Origin of the sequence: Acinetobacter sp. YH12098 (assembly GCF_013419235.1) — a bacterium.
In the GTDB taxonomy this organism is placed as follows: domain Bacteria; phylum Pseudomonadota; class Gammaproteobacteria; order Pseudomonadales; family Moraxellaceae; genus Acinetobacter; species Acinetobacter amyesii.
In genome coordinates this window covers 1-13,730 of the sequence record NZ_VPAO01000035.1, presented here as the reverse complement: position 1 = coordinate 13,730, position 13,730 = coordinate 1, and the positions used below count along the sequence as shown (strand labels likewise).

The 13,730-nt window shown below is 41.4% G+C and carries 18 protein-coding genes; 8 read left to right on the top strand and 10 right to left on the bottom strand.

Features of this window, described 5'->3' with window-relative positions; translation table 11 throughout:
• Positions 1 to 5 precede the first annotated feature (5 nt).
• Together FTU38_RS12060 and msrA are read left to right on the top strand one after the other, a co-directional pair.
• A complete protein-coding gene (locus FTU38_RS12060; RefSeq protein WP_180111310.1) occupies positions 6 to 464 on the top strand; it encodes an META domain-containing protein in 459 nt (152 codons plus the stop codon).
• Between the two features lie 159 nt (positions 465 to 623).
• Positions 624 to 1,148, top strand: a complete 525-nt coding sequence (msrA, locus tag FTU38_RS12055) for a peptide-methionine (S)-S-oxide reductase MsrA (protein WP_078192723.1) — start codon at positions 624 to 626, stop codon at positions 1,146 to 1,148.
• A gap of 87 nt (positions 1,149 to 1,235) precedes the next feature.
• On the opposite strand, the gene FTU38_RS12050 is transcribed toward msrA, so the two are convergent.
• The 5 genes from FTU38_RS12050 to FTU38_RS12030 form a co-directional block, all read right to left on the bottom strand.
• On the bottom strand, positions 1,236 to 1,640 hold the full coding sequence (locus tag FTU38_RS12050; RefSeq protein WP_078192724.1) for a biopolymer transporter ExbD: 405 nt from the start codon (positions 1,638 to 1,640) through the stop codon (positions 1,236 to 1,238).
• Complete coding sequence (locus FTU38_RS12045; RefSeq protein WP_078192725.1) at positions 1,640 to 2,263, bottom strand: MotA/TolQ/ExbB proton channel family protein; 624 nt, start codon at positions 2,261 to 2,263, stop codon at positions 1,640 to 1,642. Before FTU38_RS12045 ends, FTU38_RS12050 begins: the two co-directional genes overlap by 1 nt.
• A 30-nt stretch (positions 2,264 to 2,293) precedes the next feature.
• On the bottom strand, positions 2,294 to 3,058 hold the full coding sequence (locus FTU38_RS12040) for a TonB family protein (RefSeq protein WP_078189688.1): 765 nt from the start codon (positions 3,056 to 3,058) through the stop codon (positions 2,294 to 2,296).
• A gap of 210 nt (positions 3,059 to 3,268) precedes the next feature.
• Entirely contained in the window at positions 3,269 to 4,135 is an 867-nt protein-coding gene (purU, locus tag FTU38_RS12035; protein WP_078192727.1) for a formyltetrahydrofolate deformylase, read from the bottom strand.
• A 79-nt stretch (positions 4,136 to 4,214) separates the two neighbouring features.
• On the bottom strand, positions 4,215 to 4,916 hold the full coding sequence (locus FTU38_RS12030; RefSeq protein WP_180055631.1) for a TetR/AcrR family transcriptional regulator: 702 nt from the start codon (positions 4,914 to 4,916) through the stop codon (positions 4,215 to 4,217).
• Between the two features lie 116 nt (positions 4,917 to 5,032).
• Between FTU38_RS12030 and FTU38_RS12025 the strand changes: the two genes are divergently transcribed.
• The 5 genes from FTU38_RS12025 to FTU38_RS12005 all read left to right on the top strand — a co-directional run bounded on the left by FTU38_RS12025 (position 5,033) and on the right by FTU38_RS12005 (position 9,350).
• A complete protein-coding gene (locus FTU38_RS12025; RefSeq protein ID WP_180007171.1) occupies positions 5,033 to 6,481 on the top strand; it encodes a coniferyl aldehyde dehydrogenase in 1,449 nt (482 codons plus the stop codon).
• A 162-nt stretch (positions 6,482 to 6,643) separates the two neighbouring features.
• Positions 6,644 to 6,880, top strand: a complete 237-nt coding sequence (rpmB, locus tag FTU38_RS12020; RefSeq protein WP_000048256.1) for a 50S ribosomal protein L28 — start codon at positions 6,644 to 6,646, stop codon at positions 6,878 to 6,880.
• Positions 6,881 to 6,892: 12 nt separating this feature from the next.
• The gene (rpmG, locus tag FTU38_RS12015) at positions 6,893 to 7,048 is read left to right on the top strand and encodes a 50S ribosomal protein L33 (RefSeq protein ID WP_001205031.1); all 156 of its coding nucleotides are present in this window, start codon (positions 6,893 to 6,895) and stop codon (positions 7,046 to 7,048) included.
• A gap of 142 nt (positions 7,049 to 7,190) precedes the next feature.
• Positions 7,191 to 8,909 (top strand): cation:proton antiporter, encoded by a 1,719-nt coding sequence (locus FTU38_RS12010; protein ID WP_180048845.1) that lies wholly within the window; start codon positions 7,191 to 7,193, stop codon positions 8,907 to 8,909.
• Positions 8,910 to 9,107: 198 nt separating this feature from the next.
• On the top strand, positions 9,108 to 9,350 hold the full coding sequence (locus tag FTU38_RS12005) for a hypothetical protein (protein WP_078192731.1): 243 nt from the start codon (positions 9,108 to 9,110) through the stop codon (positions 9,348 to 9,350).
• Between the two features lie 74 nt (positions 9,351 to 9,424).
• Here FTU38_RS12005 and FTU38_RS12000 read toward each other — a convergent pair whose 3' ends face one another.
• From FTU38_RS12000 to FTU38_RS11980, 5 genes are all read right to left on the bottom strand, one after another.
• Complete coding sequence (locus tag FTU38_RS12000) at positions 9,425 to 9,703, bottom strand: hypothetical protein (protein ID WP_078192732.1); 279 nt, start codon at positions 9,701 to 9,703, stop codon at positions 9,425 to 9,427.
• Between the two features lie 105 nt (positions 9,704 to 9,808).
• Positions 9,809 to 10,312: a DUF6586 family protein gene (locus FTU38_RS11995; protein WP_180010190.1), complete on the bottom strand. Its 504-nt coding sequence runs from the start codon at positions 10,310 to 10,312 to the stop codon at positions 9,809 to 9,811.
• 75 nt (positions 10,313 to 10,387) lie between these two features.
• The gene (locus FTU38_RS11990) at positions 10,388 to 10,756 is read right to left on the bottom strand and encodes an ASCH domain-containing protein (protein ID WP_180111308.1); all 369 of its coding nucleotides are present in this window, start codon (positions 10,754 to 10,756) and stop codon (positions 10,388 to 10,390) included.
• A 42-nt stretch (positions 10,757 to 10,798) separates the two neighbouring features.
• Positions 10,799 to 11,050, bottom strand: coding sequence for an RNA-binding protein (locus FTU38_RS11985; RefSeq protein ID WP_078189697.1), 252 nt, complete (start codon positions 11,048 to 11,050; stop codon positions 10,799 to 10,801).
• Between the two features lie 86 nt (positions 11,051 to 11,136).
• The gene (locus FTU38_RS11980) at positions 11,137 to 13,125 is read right to left on the bottom strand and encodes an ATP-dependent helicase (protein WP_168377891.1); all 1,989 of its coding nucleotides are present in this window, start codon (positions 13,123 to 13,125) and stop codon (positions 11,137 to 11,139) included.
• Between the two features lie 97 nt (positions 13,126 to 13,222).
• Here FTU38_RS11980 and FTU38_RS11975 point away from each other — a divergent pair, with 97 nt between their 5' ends.
• Positions 13,223 to 13,606, top strand: a complete 384-nt coding sequence (locus tag FTU38_RS11975; RefSeq protein ID WP_180111306.1) for a hypothetical protein — start codon at positions 13,223 to 13,225, stop codon at positions 13,604 to 13,606.
• Positions 13,607 to 13,730 lie beyond the last annotated feature (124 nt).

Sequence of the window (13,730 nt, the reverse complement as noted above, 5' to 3'; positions counted from 1 at the left end):
TTCCGATGCTAAAACAAATATTTGTTGCTGCAACTTTGGTTTCAACTTTAGTGGTGACAGGCTGTGAAAGCATGCCTGCACAAGACAACACCATAACTGAAAATTTAAACCTATTACAAAACCGTACTTGGATTGCCACTCAGATTGGCAACACCCCAATCAAAACAGCATCCAATGCGCATAATATTCCAAGCATTCAATTCGATGCGGCTTCAAAACGTGTCTCAGGTGCAGATGGCTGTAATCGTATAATGGGCGGCTATAATGCTGGCAAAGACACCATAACGTTTGGCCCGATTGCAGCGACACAGATGGCTTGTCTCAATAACAATGGGCTAGACCGACAGTACCATGCAGCACTCGAAAAAGTAACGCATTATCAAGTGTTTGGAAAAACATTGAAATTACTAGACCGTCATGGCAATTTATTAATTCAATATGAAAGCGCTGTTCAACCGCGTTAAATCATTTTAAAAGTCTGCTTCGGCAGACTTTTTTATTCACTGTTCAGTCATGCCAGAGACATTTAATGCACATAAACTAGTGATTAGTATACAGACGTACATTGCAGTTTTTAGCTATAACCCCATATTAAACATCAGGGAACAAAATAGGATTTCACTATGCAACAAGCGGTATTTGGTGGTGGGTGCTTTTGGTGTGTAGAAGCAGTTTTTCTACAACTAAAGGGCGTGCAAACAGTCGTCAGTGGTTATGCAGGGGGAGTTACTCAGCATCCAAGCTATGAGCAAATTTGTGAGGGGAATACCCAACATGCAGAAGTCATTCAGATCAATTTTGATGACAGCCAAATCAGTTTTAGCCAATTGCTGGATGTATTTTTCGCAACCCACGATCCAACCACGCTGAACCGTCAAGGCAATGATGTCGGCACACAGTATCGCTCAGTGATTTTCTATCAGGACGAATCACAAAAGCAAATCGCTGAGCAACGTATTGAAGAATTAAAAGCTGAAGGCGTCAATATCGTGACTGAACTGAGTCCAATGCCGACCTTCTACCCTGCCGAAGAATATCATCAGAACTTCTTTGCGCGTAACCCAAACCAAGGCTACTGTAATTTTTCAATACCACCTAAACTCATGAAATTACGTAGCAAATTTCAAGACCTACTCAAATCTGAGTGATCTAATTAAACAGCATCTATTTTCAAAATAGAGACATAAAAAAAGCGACATTTCAGTCGCTTTTTTTTAGTTATCTTTGCTCAGTGCTTAGTTATCACTGGCAAAGGCGATATCGCTGAGTCCGGCTCCACTCGCACGCGACATCACTTGTGCAACTGTGTCATAACGTGATTCTTTATCGGCTTTTAATACCAATGCAGGTTTACGCTCTTGCTGACCAGCTGTATTTAGACGACTTTCTAAATCTTCGAGCGTGACAATATCACCATTCCAAGCGATATCACCCGCTGAGTTAATGCTGATGGTTACGCTTTCAGTTGGCAGATCAATCACTTCTGCAGTCGTTTGTGGCAAGGTTAATGGAATTGATGGGTTGGCAACAGTCGCAGTCACCAAGAAGATGATCATCAATACCAACATAATATCGATGAGCGGAATGAGATTCATCTCATTCATGCCAGCATCGTTGTCTTCACCCAATTGAAAAGCCATTAAGCTTGACCTCCAGCTAAACTTTGCTGTGCAGTTTTCACGTCTTCTTTCTTCGCTGCAGATTCTTGTTGCAACATCGTGTCAATCAATAAACCATGTGCTTGATCTTGCAATTCATTCGACAGTGTACGGTTAAAACGAACACAAATGTTATAAGCCAATACCGCAGGAATCGCCACAGCCAAACCAAGACCGGTCATGATCAAGGCTTCACCAACTGGTGTTGCCACTTGCGCTAAACCCGCTTGACCGCTTTTACCCACTGCTACAAGGGCATGAAAAATACCCCATACTGTACCGAACAAACCTACGAACGGTGCAATTGAAGCAATCGTACCCAATACAGATACGCCTTTTTCAGCATTAGCTTTTTCTACCGAAATTTGACGTAGTAATGCTTGTTCAGCCACAGCCTTACGTTGTTCAAAAGCCAAAGGAGCAAATTTCGCTTTCAGTTTGCTTAGTGCATCTGCAAGGTGGTTATACGCCACTTGTTTGAGCTGACGTGTGCCCATAATACGAAGAACGAAGATCGTCCAAGTCGCAATCGACATTGCAAGTAACACGAAATACAGTGTTTTGCTGACTGCATCTGCATGTTGCCAATAAACTGAAAAGTTCATATTCGAACTCCTAATGGGTTAGCCGGAATCTTAATTAAGTTTAAAGTTAAATGGTTGATCAACTCGCGTCGGAGTTGCCACACCATTATCAATATATTTGGATAAACGCGCACGCTTCACTGCTGCAGTCACTTTACGGTTCACAGCAGCGCCACAAGTCGAGTTTTTAATGGTTGCTGATTCGATTTTACCTTCAGCACTTGCTGCAATCGCAACTTCAACTGTACACGACGCTTTTAATTCACCATCTTCAAATTGAACATTCGGTTTCTTAATCCAACTGACACCATTACCGATGCTGACTGTTTTAGGTGTCGGTGGCGCAGGTGGTGCTGGAGGCGCAGGTGGTGGTGCAACAGGTGCCGGAGGTGTTGGTTCAACACGAACGACTTTCGTTTCAGACACCACAGTTGAAACAACGGGTGTTGGTGGTACGTTCTTGACCGCTTCAACAGTTGGTTTCGGCGCATCTTTCTTTTTCACCTGTTCCACTTTTTCCACTTTCTTCGGTGGTGGTGGTAACGGCTTATCTACAATTTTAACTTCTTTTGGCTTTGGTGGCTCTTTCTTCGGTTCTGGTTTTGGCTTGGGAGGTTCAGGTTTTTTCTCTTCAACAATCTTCACAAAACGAACTTTAATCGGATCTTTTTCAATCGGTTTAAGTTCTGGTGCTTTCATATTGCTGACCGCCCACAATACTCCCATATGCCCTACCACAACAGCGAGAAGCGCAGTAATGATTTTCTTTTTCATCGGGTTAGGTGATTGCATCATTGGAGCGGGAGATTGACTCATTAAACTCAGTTACCTTGAAGAAGCGATTGCATTTATTTTGTCAAAAATACAATCATGCTCATCGGTTAGCACAATTAAAGTACGGCAATAATAAATGAGAAGTGTTTTCATTTGCAACTATTAATTCGTCAGTTTTAATGACTTTTTTTAATCATAATATAAAAAAGGCATACCTAAAGTATGCCCTTTTATTCAAAAATTTATCTCGTTTTATTGAAATACAACAGTTTTATTACCATCGACAATAATACGATCTTCAAGATGCCATTTGACTGCACGTGCGAGTACATTACGCTCTACGTCCTGACCTAACTCGCGCAATTGTTCAACGGTAAAGTCGTGACTTACACGCTCTACGTCTTGCTCAATAATCGGCCCTTGGTCAAGATCAGCAGTTACATAGTGCGCTGTTGCACCAATCAGTTTCACGCCTTTTTCATGCGCTTGCTTATATGGGTTCGCACCAACAAAGGCTGGGAGGAATGAATGGTGAATGTTGATCACTTTCATTTCCCATTTTTGAACAAATTCTTCGTCTAAAATTTGCATATAACGAGCAAGAACGAGTAAATCATTGCCTTGCATCAACTGATCAATTTGCTCATAAGCTTCACGTTTGTTTTCTTTATTCACAGGAACAACTTCAAACGGAATACCGAAATTTTCTACAGATTCACGTAAAGCATCGTGGTTAGACACGACTTTGGTGATTTCACATGGCAAACCACCACGTGCATGACGCCACAACAGTTCAAGCAATGCATGGTCAACTTTAGACACCAAGATACCGACTTTCTTCACATCACTGACTAAAGCTAAACGCCAGTGCATGTTGTAACGCTCAGCAACATTGCTCGCAAATGTTTGAGTTAGACTTTCTTTACGGCTTTGTAAATTGTCCAATTCAAACTCAACACGCATGAAGTATCGCCCCCCTTGAGCTTCAGTCGCGTATTGATCAAGTGCGGTAATATTTGCTCCCTGATGATACAAAAAGCTCGATACAGCTTGCACAATCCCTGGTTTATCTTCACAGGTAATGAGTAAGCGTGCTGTGTTAGCGGTCGACATATTCATGTTGGTTTATATCACTAATCAGTTAAATTGAAAAAAGAGCCGAGTATTCTAACGCTTTTTAAAGCCAGACTAAATAGTCTTATTCAGTAACCTGATGCTTTGCGTTTGAAAGACTTGCAAATAAGTCCGACGGCCCTAAAGTATCGAGCAGTCGCTCATAGGTTTCACGGCTTTCACCACGTAGATATGCACCTTCTAAGAACACCATTTGTCGCAGTGCTTGCCACACCCACTTTTCTTCCAAAGTGTTGGAGTCGGTAATATGGCCCGACATATAAAGGAAGTTGGTCCAGTTGGTCAGCACGATCCACAAGTTAATGGTTAAGGCCTCAATTTCAGAATCGGTCATCTGCATTAAGCCTGCATCGACAAAGGCACGATAAATTTTCTGCCCTTGTTGCATAACTTGACCGGCAAAACGTGGATACATTTTGCGGAAATCTTCATTATTTTCGACCAAGTGATAAACATCACGATGTAAAAAGCGATAAGCCCATAATTGGCTACTTAACACTTGGAAATAGCGAATTTTATCATTGGCATCAAGCTGACGATCATCAGGAAGCGCTAACATTTCTAGCGTTTCATGCTGATATTGCTCCATTAATTCCTTAATAATTTCACTTTTATTTCGGAAATGGTAATACAAGTTACCTGGGCTCATTCCCAGTTCAGCAGCAATATGATTGGTTGTCACTGAACGCTCGCTACGCTCATTAAACAACTGCAAACTCAGCTGCAAAATACGTTCTTTCGTTTTTAAGGTTTTGGTGTGAGACATCCTAAAACAACCATTTATTTCAAAGCATTAGAACACTAACACATAAAGTAACTTGACTATTTAGAGTATTTGCTCTAAAAATTAATTAATCGCTAATTTGGATATGGTCGTGCGACATGAATAGTCAGACAAAAACAACTTCAATGACACCACATTCTTTTGATCACCAGCATCTCAACAATATGTTGGAACAGCAGAAACAAGCGTATTTACGTTACCCATTGCCTACAGCGAAGGAACGTATTGACCGTTTGGCTCGGCTTAAGCGTATCTTAGTTAAGTATCAAGATCAATTTGCTGATGCAATTAATCAAGACTATGGTAACCGTTCTATCGGTGAAACCAAGATTGGTGAGTTACTCACATGTCTTGAGCACATCAAATATTATAGCAAGCATTTGACAGACTGGATGAAACCATCCAAACGCCATGTCGGAATTATTCACCAACCTGCAAAAGCATGGGTGCAATATCAACCGCTTGGTGTCGTCGGCATTATTACGCCATGGAACTACCCACTGCTTCTTTCTATAGGCCCACTGATTTGTGCTTTGGCTGCGGGCAACCATGCCATGATCAAAATTTCGAGTGCCTCTGCGGCATTCGGTGATGTGCTAGAAAAAGCTCTCGCAGAAGCATTTCCTCAAGAATTGGTCGCAGTCGTCAACGGTGGTGGCCCAATTTCAGATGCGTTTAGTCACCTTGCCTTCGACAAAATGATTTTTACTGGCTCGACCAATGTCGGTAAAACCGTCATGGCGGCAGCGTCTGAAAACTTAGTTCCGGTGATTTTAGAATTAGGCGGAAAGTCACCTGTATTGGTTCATCCGTCTATTGACCTTGCAGATGTCGCACAGCGTCTTGCGGTTGGTAAACTTTGGAATGCAGGTCAAACTTGTGTTGCACCTGACTATGTGTTCTTACCTCGTGGTAAAACAGCTGAATTTTTAGATCACTATAAAGTGTGCGTTGAAGCCATGTACCCAAGTATTGCCCAAAATCAGGACTACACCTCGATTATTAATGACAAGCAGTACAACCGCCTACAAGGTTATTTAGAAGATGCGCGTGATCAAGGCGCACAAATCATCAGTTTTAACCCACAAAATGAAGATGTGGACGCTGTACGTAAAATTGCACCGACTGTTTTAACGGGTGTCACTCCAGACATGCAAATTATGCAGCATGAAATTTTCGGTCCGATCCTTCCGATCATGGAATATGATCAAATTGACGAGGTTATTGCTTTTATTAATAGCCGTCCTCGTCCACTTGCTTTATACTATTTCGACTTTGATCAGGCACGTGCCGACTATGTCGCAACACGTACCCATTCAGGACATTTCGGACAAAACACGGTATTAACCCATGTTGCTCAAGATGACCTGCCGTTTGGCGGTGTGGGGGCTTCGGGTATGGGGAAATATCATGGTCCAGAAGGTTTCTTCAGTTTGTCGCATGAACGCTCGGTGATGTCGAATCCAAAACTCTATAGTTTGAAATTCATTCTTCCACCGTTCAATAAGCCGATCCACAAACTGATTTCGAAGACACTTCTTCGATAAACGATCAAGGCATGAACGATCACACTAGGTGATCGTTCGTTTTATGCAAAATCGCTTGTCTTTTAAGCGCATTTTTGATATAAAACGCCCCTTGAATGAATTCAATGTTTTTTTTGACTGGCCATACAGATTTGCTGTTGGCTAAATCAATGGAGTTACACCATGTCTAAGGTTTGCCAAGTTACCGGCAAGCGTCCAGTCGTTGGTAACAACGTCTCACACGCCAACAACAAAACTAAACGCCGGTTCGAGCCGAACCTGCATCACCACCGTTTTTGGTTAGAAAGCGAAAAACGTTTCGTACGTCTTCGTCTAACTACTAAAGGTATGCGTATTATCGACAAATTGGGCATCGAAAAGGTTGTTGCTGACCTACGTGCTCAAGGTCAAAAGATCTAAGGAGCTACGAACATGCGTGATAAAATTCGCCTAGTTTCTTCTGCTGGTACAGGTTATTTCTACACTACCACTAAGAACAAACGTACTATGCCGGAAAAAATGGAAATCAAAAAATTTGATCCAAAAATCCGTCAACACGTAATCTTCAAAGAAGCTAAAATCAAATAATTTTAGTTTTTTGAAAAAAACGACCTACTTAGGTCGTTTTTTTTTGCATTTTTTTTATTCGAATTGCTAAACTTTCAAAATGCTTTTTGGCACTTTTTGTGCTTGTCTTTTTTACCCTTAACTTAGGCTTAAGGAGTTTTTAGTGCCTCATGATGTAGAACTCATAATATTACTTGCTGTTGGCTTTGGTTTTGCCTTAATTTTTGGCTATATTGCTGCACGCCTGCGACTTCCTCCCCTTATCGGCTATCTGATTGCCGGTATTATTATTAGCCCAAACACACCTGGGGTAGTTGGCGATATCCATCTCGCTAACCAATTGGCCGAACTCGGTGTCATGTTCCTGATGTTTGGCGTGGGTATGCACTTTTCACTCAATGATTTGATGCAAGTCCGTCGTATTGCCCTCCCGGGTGCCATTTTACAAATTGCAGTGGCGACCTTACTCGGTATGGGAATTTCCATGCTTTGGGGCTGGAGCATGGGCTCAGCCTTAGTGTTTGGCTTAAGTTTGTCGTGTGCAAGTACTGTCGTTCTACTCAAAGCCTTAGGTGATCGCGGCTTACTCAACTCCGTCAATGGTAAAATTGCCGTGGGTTGGCTCTTGGTTGAAGACTTGGTGATGGTTCTGGTCCTGGTCCTTCTACCTGCGACTGCCGTACTGCTTGGCGGTCAACCGCTCACATCAGGCAGTGCCGATGAAAATATTTGGCTGACCTTAGGTCTAACTTTACTCAAAGTTGCTGGCTTTATTGCCTTCATGCTGATCATTGGTAAACGCTTAGTGCCAATGATTATGCAAGTGGTTGCGCGCTTAGGCTCACGTGAATTATTCACGCTCACCGTGGTTGCAGCAGCCGTATCTATTGCCTTTGGTGCCTACAAGGTATTTGGTGTATCCATGGCACTGGGCGCATTTTTTGCCGGTATGGTGGTCAAAGAGTCTGACTTTAGTCACCGTGCAGAAGAAGAAACTCTTCCGCTTCGTGAAATTTTTTCGATTCTGTTTTTCGTCTCCGTCGGCATGCTGTTTGATCCACGGATCTTGATTGAACAACCACTTCATGTCTTAGCAGTAGTCGGCATTATCATGATTGGTAAGACCATCGCTGCAATGGCGTTGGTGTTGTTCTTCCGCTACCCCATCAATACCGCATTAACCGTTGGGGCAAGCTTGGCGCAAATTGGTGAGTTCTCATTTATTTTGGCGACCTTGGGTGTATCTCTAAACCTCCTTTCTATGGAAGGACAAAATCTGATACTGGCAGGTGCTTTAATCTCGATTACGCTGAATTCATTTGTATTTTCTGCCATCGAGCCTATGCAGCGACTCATCCGTGAGCGCTCGAATTTGGCTCGTTTACTGGAACGTAGTAGTGACCCATTGGCCATGTTGCCGGATGAGGTCTCACAGGATTATCTACGTGATCAGGTGGTGCTGATTGGTCATGGTGAAGTCGGTCGTCGTATTACCCGCGAATTAATGAATGAAAACATTAAAGTGGTTATTGCTGAAGAAAACCGTGAAATCGTGGAAAACTTACGGGAAAAAGGCATCGCTGCGGTATCTGGTGTGGCAACAGAACCCGGCGTTTTAATTCAAGCCCATATTCAACACGCACGCCTTTTGGTCATTTCACCTATGGATATTTTAGATATTCATAAAATTGTCGACATTGCAAAAATGCTGAATCCATCCATCCAAGTATTGGTGTGTGCGGAAAGCAAAGAAGAAGCTGAAGTCATTCGTCGCGACAATGTCGGTGAGGTTTATTATGCCAAAGAGGAAATGGCGAAAAATATGAGCAATCATATTTTAAATCAAATCCAAATTGCCCATCACCAAACACCGACACACTAAGATGTCAAATTAAGTGCTTAAAGGTGATACCAAAAAGGCGATGCATTTAAGCATCGCCTTTTTTTAATGGATATAATTCATTAATTTTAAAATTACAAATAATTGAATTTAAAAAACATATTGATAAAATAAGCATCAAACGAAGCATCATTTTTAAAAACTTCAAACGAGAAACGAGAAACGAGAAACGAGAAAAACATGTACATCCTCTATTTAGGCCTTGCCATTATTTTGATTGGCGGTCTGGGCTTTCTCATCGCTGCATTTAAAACCAGTATTTTATGGGGACTGGGCTGTCTATTGTTTTATCCCATTTCCATCGTCTTTCTGATTCTGTATTGGCAAGATGCCAAAAATCCTTTTTTCTTACAGCTCATCGGGGTCTTTATTGTATTTTTAGGTTCGATACTGATCTCACCTACTGAACTGGGCACAGTCTAAGTGCCATTTTGGGTATAAAAAAACGCACCGAAAGGTGCGTTTTCATCATGATCTAAAAATCAGTGCCTATATGATTAGCTCATATATTTAGGCTTTTCATCGACCACTTCGGCATGCCATTCATCCACTTGTTTTTCTAACAAACCAAACAATGCAGCCTGAATCATTTGCTGAGCGATCACACTCATTTGATCGCCCAAAATATTGCGTAATTCTTCATTGAATTGGATAGTCACCAAAGGCTCTTTTTCTGAGCCTGCATTACGCAATGCCAACTCACCACCTTCCAATTGAACCAGCTCTAAAATTGCTTCCTGGTTCCCAAAGAGTTCTTTCAACTGTTCTATAGACATATATCCCTCCATGCGCAACATGGTGATAAAGGCATCTGCACTTTGTATTACTTAGATAATCTTATATCGGGTTAAATAAATTTATTTCAAGTAGCAATAGTCCGATTAGAACTCCACCATCTCGTTACGAAATCCATCAATTAATTGAGTTAGATCACGATGCCATTCACGCAAAATAGCGGTATCTGGCAACCATGCTTGCGGTGTTTGGGTAACTTTAATAATTAAATTTGAAGACGTTTCATCTTCTGGCTCTGGTGCAGACGGTTCAGGTGCATATTGACACATACGATGTGCGCGTTTCAGCTCTGCAATAAAGCCCTGCTTTGCCAATTGCTGCATAACAGTCACTTCAGGTGATACCTGACCTTTTTCAGCCATCAGCGTTTCAATCGACTTTAACGTGGGCGCAGGATCATTTAAACGATAGTAACGCACCAACTCTTGTAAAAACGCAAGTACTGCACCATGCAAATGAAAAACTGCTGCTTCGCGATAAGCCTGAGCTTGTTGAACATGATCGGTCTGCTCAGCTTGCTGACATGCAAGACGGCTAAAATATAACTTTTGATTGGTACGATCAGCATGAAAGCGAGCAACACGAGACATGAACAATTCCCTAAATTTTGGCGTTTTTCTACATGAATAAGCTTAAACGGATTTTTAGGAAATTCACAATAAATATTATGGATGATCGATTTTAATTAAATAAATGTCACGCTTGGCGGGAACAGGCATATCCCAATCAATCATCCTGATATTTTCTAGACGCCAAGCCCAATATCCTGCTGCCCAATATGTCGCCTGCGCTTGCTCTATCTCATTTTCAGTCCATGCATGAACGTCATACACATCGACATCGACCATCGCCACCGCACGTCCAAAATCTTCTTCTCCGCTTTCATGTAAGTAGCGTTGATTTTCCACGATCACTAAATCTTTTAAAGGCAAATGTTCGGGCTGCCATGAGCGGACTTCAAGCGTTTTAAGCCCACACGCAATGTTCGAACCAGATGGCGCAACAATAGACAAAGCCGAGTAGCGTTTTTTCATAGATCACCGATAAAAAAAGGAGCGTTACGCTCCTTTTTAAATTTATGCTTTAGGCTTATCTTCAGCCGCTTTTACGCGAATACCCGCACCTTTGACTTTCAAAGTATTCAGGCCTTTAATCGCTTTTACAGCTTCACGACCATTTGGCATTTCGACAAAACCAAACCCTTTCGATTTACCTGTGCTTGCATCCATAACAACAACAGCAGACTCTACTGCGCCAAATGGTTTAAACAGTTCAACCAATTCTGCTTCAGTAACTGAACGCTCTAAGTTACGTACTAAAATTTTCATTCAATCTTCCAAATAGACAGCATCATCAAAAAGCATTTGTCTATTTTGCTTTTTAACTTGCATGTAAATCACGTCAAAAATCTATTTTAATCGAGATCGATACCAAAATCTAAATTAATCGATTTTCTTTCGATTAAGGCACTTTTTACGGTTTGCTGACGGGTTTTATAGTGTGTTTCCAAACTACATAAATTTCGAGTTAAATCATTCATAAAGTAACTTTCTACTTTACGGCCTTGCTCATCGACAGTTTCACGTGCCCAGTGGTTCAAGTTTTGCTTGGTCAAAATCAATTCATTTTGCGCACGTGTCAGCGCCACATATAACACGCGACGTTCTTCTTCCACTTCATCGAAATTACCTTGGGCACGTGCATGTGGATATTGCCCTGGTGTGACATTCGCCACATAACAGACTTTTTGCTCCGTTCCTTTTGCCGAATGAATGGTAATTAAAGTCACGACATCACTGTCAGATTGGCGTTCAATTTCAGAAATGGAAACTGGATCAAGGACATATTCTTCTAAGAATTCACTCAACTGCGTATGTTTGGATGCCAATTGTTTCACCAGATCAAAATCACCGACACGGCGGTTCCAATCTTTTTTATAGTTTTCTTCCAGCTGCTCAGAAATCGCTTGAACAGCCAAGCTTACACATTCTTTGACCTGATCTTTCAACACCGACATTTGCTTCATCATCAGAATCGCTTGGTCAGGTACTTTGCCAAACTTTTCCAACTTGGTTGCAATGGCTTGCATTTCTGGCTCAAGTAAAATCTGCTGCGATAACTTACTCGCACCGACATCACCCACACCATTCCACAAGGTTAAAAAGCGCATCCACGCGATATCATCTAAAGGATTGGCCACTACACGCAGCACACTGAGCAAGTCTTTTACATGGGCTGTTTCAAGTAATTTCATGCCGCCGATAAAGCGATACGGCACGTTTGCGGCAATACAGGCTGCTTCAATGTGACGCGCAGCAAAGCTTGAACGCACAAGCACCATATGATCCGACCATTTGCTGCCTTCAAGGTAATGACGCTCTTTGATGTCGATGGCAATCCATTTGGCTTCATCAAACTCATTCGGGAAAATATGCATTTTCGGCTTAATCCCTTCACCACGATAGGCATCTAAGCGTTTGTCATATTTAATTTCGCTTTCATCCAACAACCAATTCGACAGGTCTAAAATTTCTTGGGTTGAACGATAATTTTTTTCAAGTTTAAAAATCTGTGCGTCGGGTACCCGCTCTTTGAAATGATGAATATTTTCAAAGTCTGCACCTCGGAAGCCATAGATTGACTGTGCATCATCGCCGACACAGAACAAACTGACACGTTCCTTTAGTGGCTCAAGTAACGCCCATTGCAGCGGATTGGTATCCTGCATTTCATCAACCAACATGTGGCGACAAATTGAAGCGACATAATCGACCAGTCCATCTGATTCCGCCAAGGCTTTCGCCACAATCGCCAAGATATCGTCATAATCTAAAAAACTACGCGCACGTTTACGGGCTTCGTATTCTTTCATGATATCCGCGATTTGATCTTTTAAAGCAAAGTACTCAGGCATTTGCTTTTCCATAGCAATGCTGAGTTTTTGACGGGTATTACGGGCAAAGGAATACAGATCACAGAGTTCTTTTGGCTTGGGTAAGTGATTGGGGTTTTTCTTATCATCACGGCCACGAATCAGGCGGAACATCATGAGTTGATCATCACGATCAATAATCGAAAACTGTTCTAGACCAAAGGCTTTTGGAATGCGGCGCAATAGGTACATACAAAAAGTATGAAAGGTTGATGCGCGTAACCCTTTGGCTTGCTCACCCAGAGCCAGCTCCACACGAGCGACAATTTCACTGGCTGCACGGCGAGTAAAAGTCAAAATTTGAATTTGATTGGCAGGCACGCCTTGATCAATTAAATAAGCTGCACGCGCCACGATGGTTTTGGTTTTACCACAACCTGCTCCTGCCAAAACCAAGCTATGCTGTGCTTCTGTTGTTGCGGCTTGTTTTTGTTGAGGATTTAATTCATCAATCAGGTTGGCTAAACTCATATGTACTCATCATTTCATGGATAGGTATAGTTTAGCAGATTGAAAAAAAATACATGCTAATGTAGGATCAAAATTAAAACTAGAAAAAGATAAGTTTATGAAAAATTTTAAGCTAATTAACCATGTCCTTCAGCCAATTTTATTACTCATAATATTTACAAATCATCCATCTTATGCAAAAAAATTGACTCAAACTGAATTTGATCACTTAATAAGTAAAAATAATCAGAAAGGAATTCAACTCCATGATGATCTAGCTGTAGCTCTAATTTCTGGCAATCATAAGCTTATATCCGATAATTTATGTGCAACTTATAAAATGAGTAAAGCACAATATGAAATTGCTTCAGAGAATTCTGAATTATTAAAAGCGAAACGGGCAAAAGAAAATGCAATAGAAAATATAAAAAACATTGAAAATATAATTCCAAAAAATCAAAAACCAATGGAAAAATATTGCAAAGATTTTCAACAAAATTAATAGATCTCTTTCATAAATCAAAAAACGATCTTCTTTTTGGTTAATATTTGCACTCCGGATTTCTTAGCATTCGTGCATAATCTGCGGATGAAATACATCGATTCAAACAAGCTTTCTGATCCTC

Excerpts from the sequence above, each read along its gene's own strand:
- FTU38_RS12060 (WP_180111310.1), top strand. The coding sequence starts at position 6 with ATGCTAAAACAAATATTTGTTGCTGCAACTTTGGTTTCAACTTTAGTG.
- msrA (WP_078192723.1), top strand. The coding sequence starts at position 624 with ATGCAACAAGCGGTATTTGGTGGTGGGTGCTTTTGGTGTGTAGAAGCA.
- FTU38_RS12050 (WP_078192724.1), bottom strand. The coding sequence starts at position 1,640 with ATGGCTTTTCAATTGGGTGAAGACAACGATGCTGGCATGAATGAGATG.
- FTU38_RS12045 (WP_078192725.1), bottom strand. The coding sequence starts at position 2,263 with ATGAACTTTTCAGTTTATTGGCAACATGCAGATGCAGTCAGCAAAACA.
- FTU38_RS12040 (WP_078189688.1), bottom strand. The coding sequence starts at position 3,058 with ATGAGTCAATCTCCCGCTCCAATGATGCAATCACCTAACCCGATGAAA.
- purU (WP_078192727.1), bottom strand. The coding sequence starts at position 4,135 with ATGAATATGTCGACCGCTAACACAGCACGCTTACTCATTACCTGTGAA.
- FTU38_RS12030 (WP_180055631.1), bottom strand. The coding sequence starts at position 4,916 with ATGTCTCACACCAAAACCTTAAAAACGAAAGAACGTATTTTGCAGCTG.
- FTU38_RS12025 (WP_180007171.1), top strand. The coding sequence starts at position 5,033 with ATGAATAGTCAGACAAAAACAACTTCAATGACACCACATTCTTTTGAT.
- rpmB (WP_000048256.1), top strand. The coding sequence starts at position 6,644 with ATGTCTAAGGTTTGCCAAGTTACCGGCAAGCGTCCAGTCGTTGGTAAC.
- rpmG (WP_001205031.1), top strand. The coding sequence starts at position 6,893 with ATGCGTGATAAAATTCGCCTAGTTTCTTCTGCTGGTACAGGTTATTTC.
- FTU38_RS12005 (WP_078192731.1), top strand. The coding sequence starts at position 9,108 with ATGTACATCCTCTATTTAGGCCTTGCCATTATTTTGATTGGCGGTCTG.
- FTU38_RS12000 (WP_078192732.1), bottom strand. The coding sequence starts at position 9,703 with ATGTCTATAGAACAGTTGAAAGAACTCTTTGGGAACCAGGAAGCAATT.
- FTU38_RS11995 (WP_180010190.1), bottom strand. The coding sequence starts at position 10,312 with ATGTCTCGTGTTGCTCGCTTTCATGCTGATCGTACCAATCAAAAGTTA.
- FTU38_RS11990 (WP_180111308.1), bottom strand. The coding sequence starts at position 10,756 with ATGAAAAAACGCTACTCGGCTTTGTCTATTGTTGCGCCATCTGGTTCG.
- FTU38_RS11985 (WP_078189697.1), bottom strand. The coding sequence starts at position 11,050 with ATGAAAATTTTAGTACGTAACTTAGAGCGTTCAGTTACTGAAGCAGAA.
- FTU38_RS11980 (WP_168377891.1), bottom strand. The coding sequence starts at position 13,125 with ATGAGTTTAGCCAACCTGATTGATGAATTAAATCCTCAACAAAAACAA.
- FTU38_RS11975 (WP_180111306.1), top strand. The coding sequence starts at position 13,223 with ATGAAAAATTTTAAGCTAATTAACCATGTCCTTCAGCCAATTTTATTA.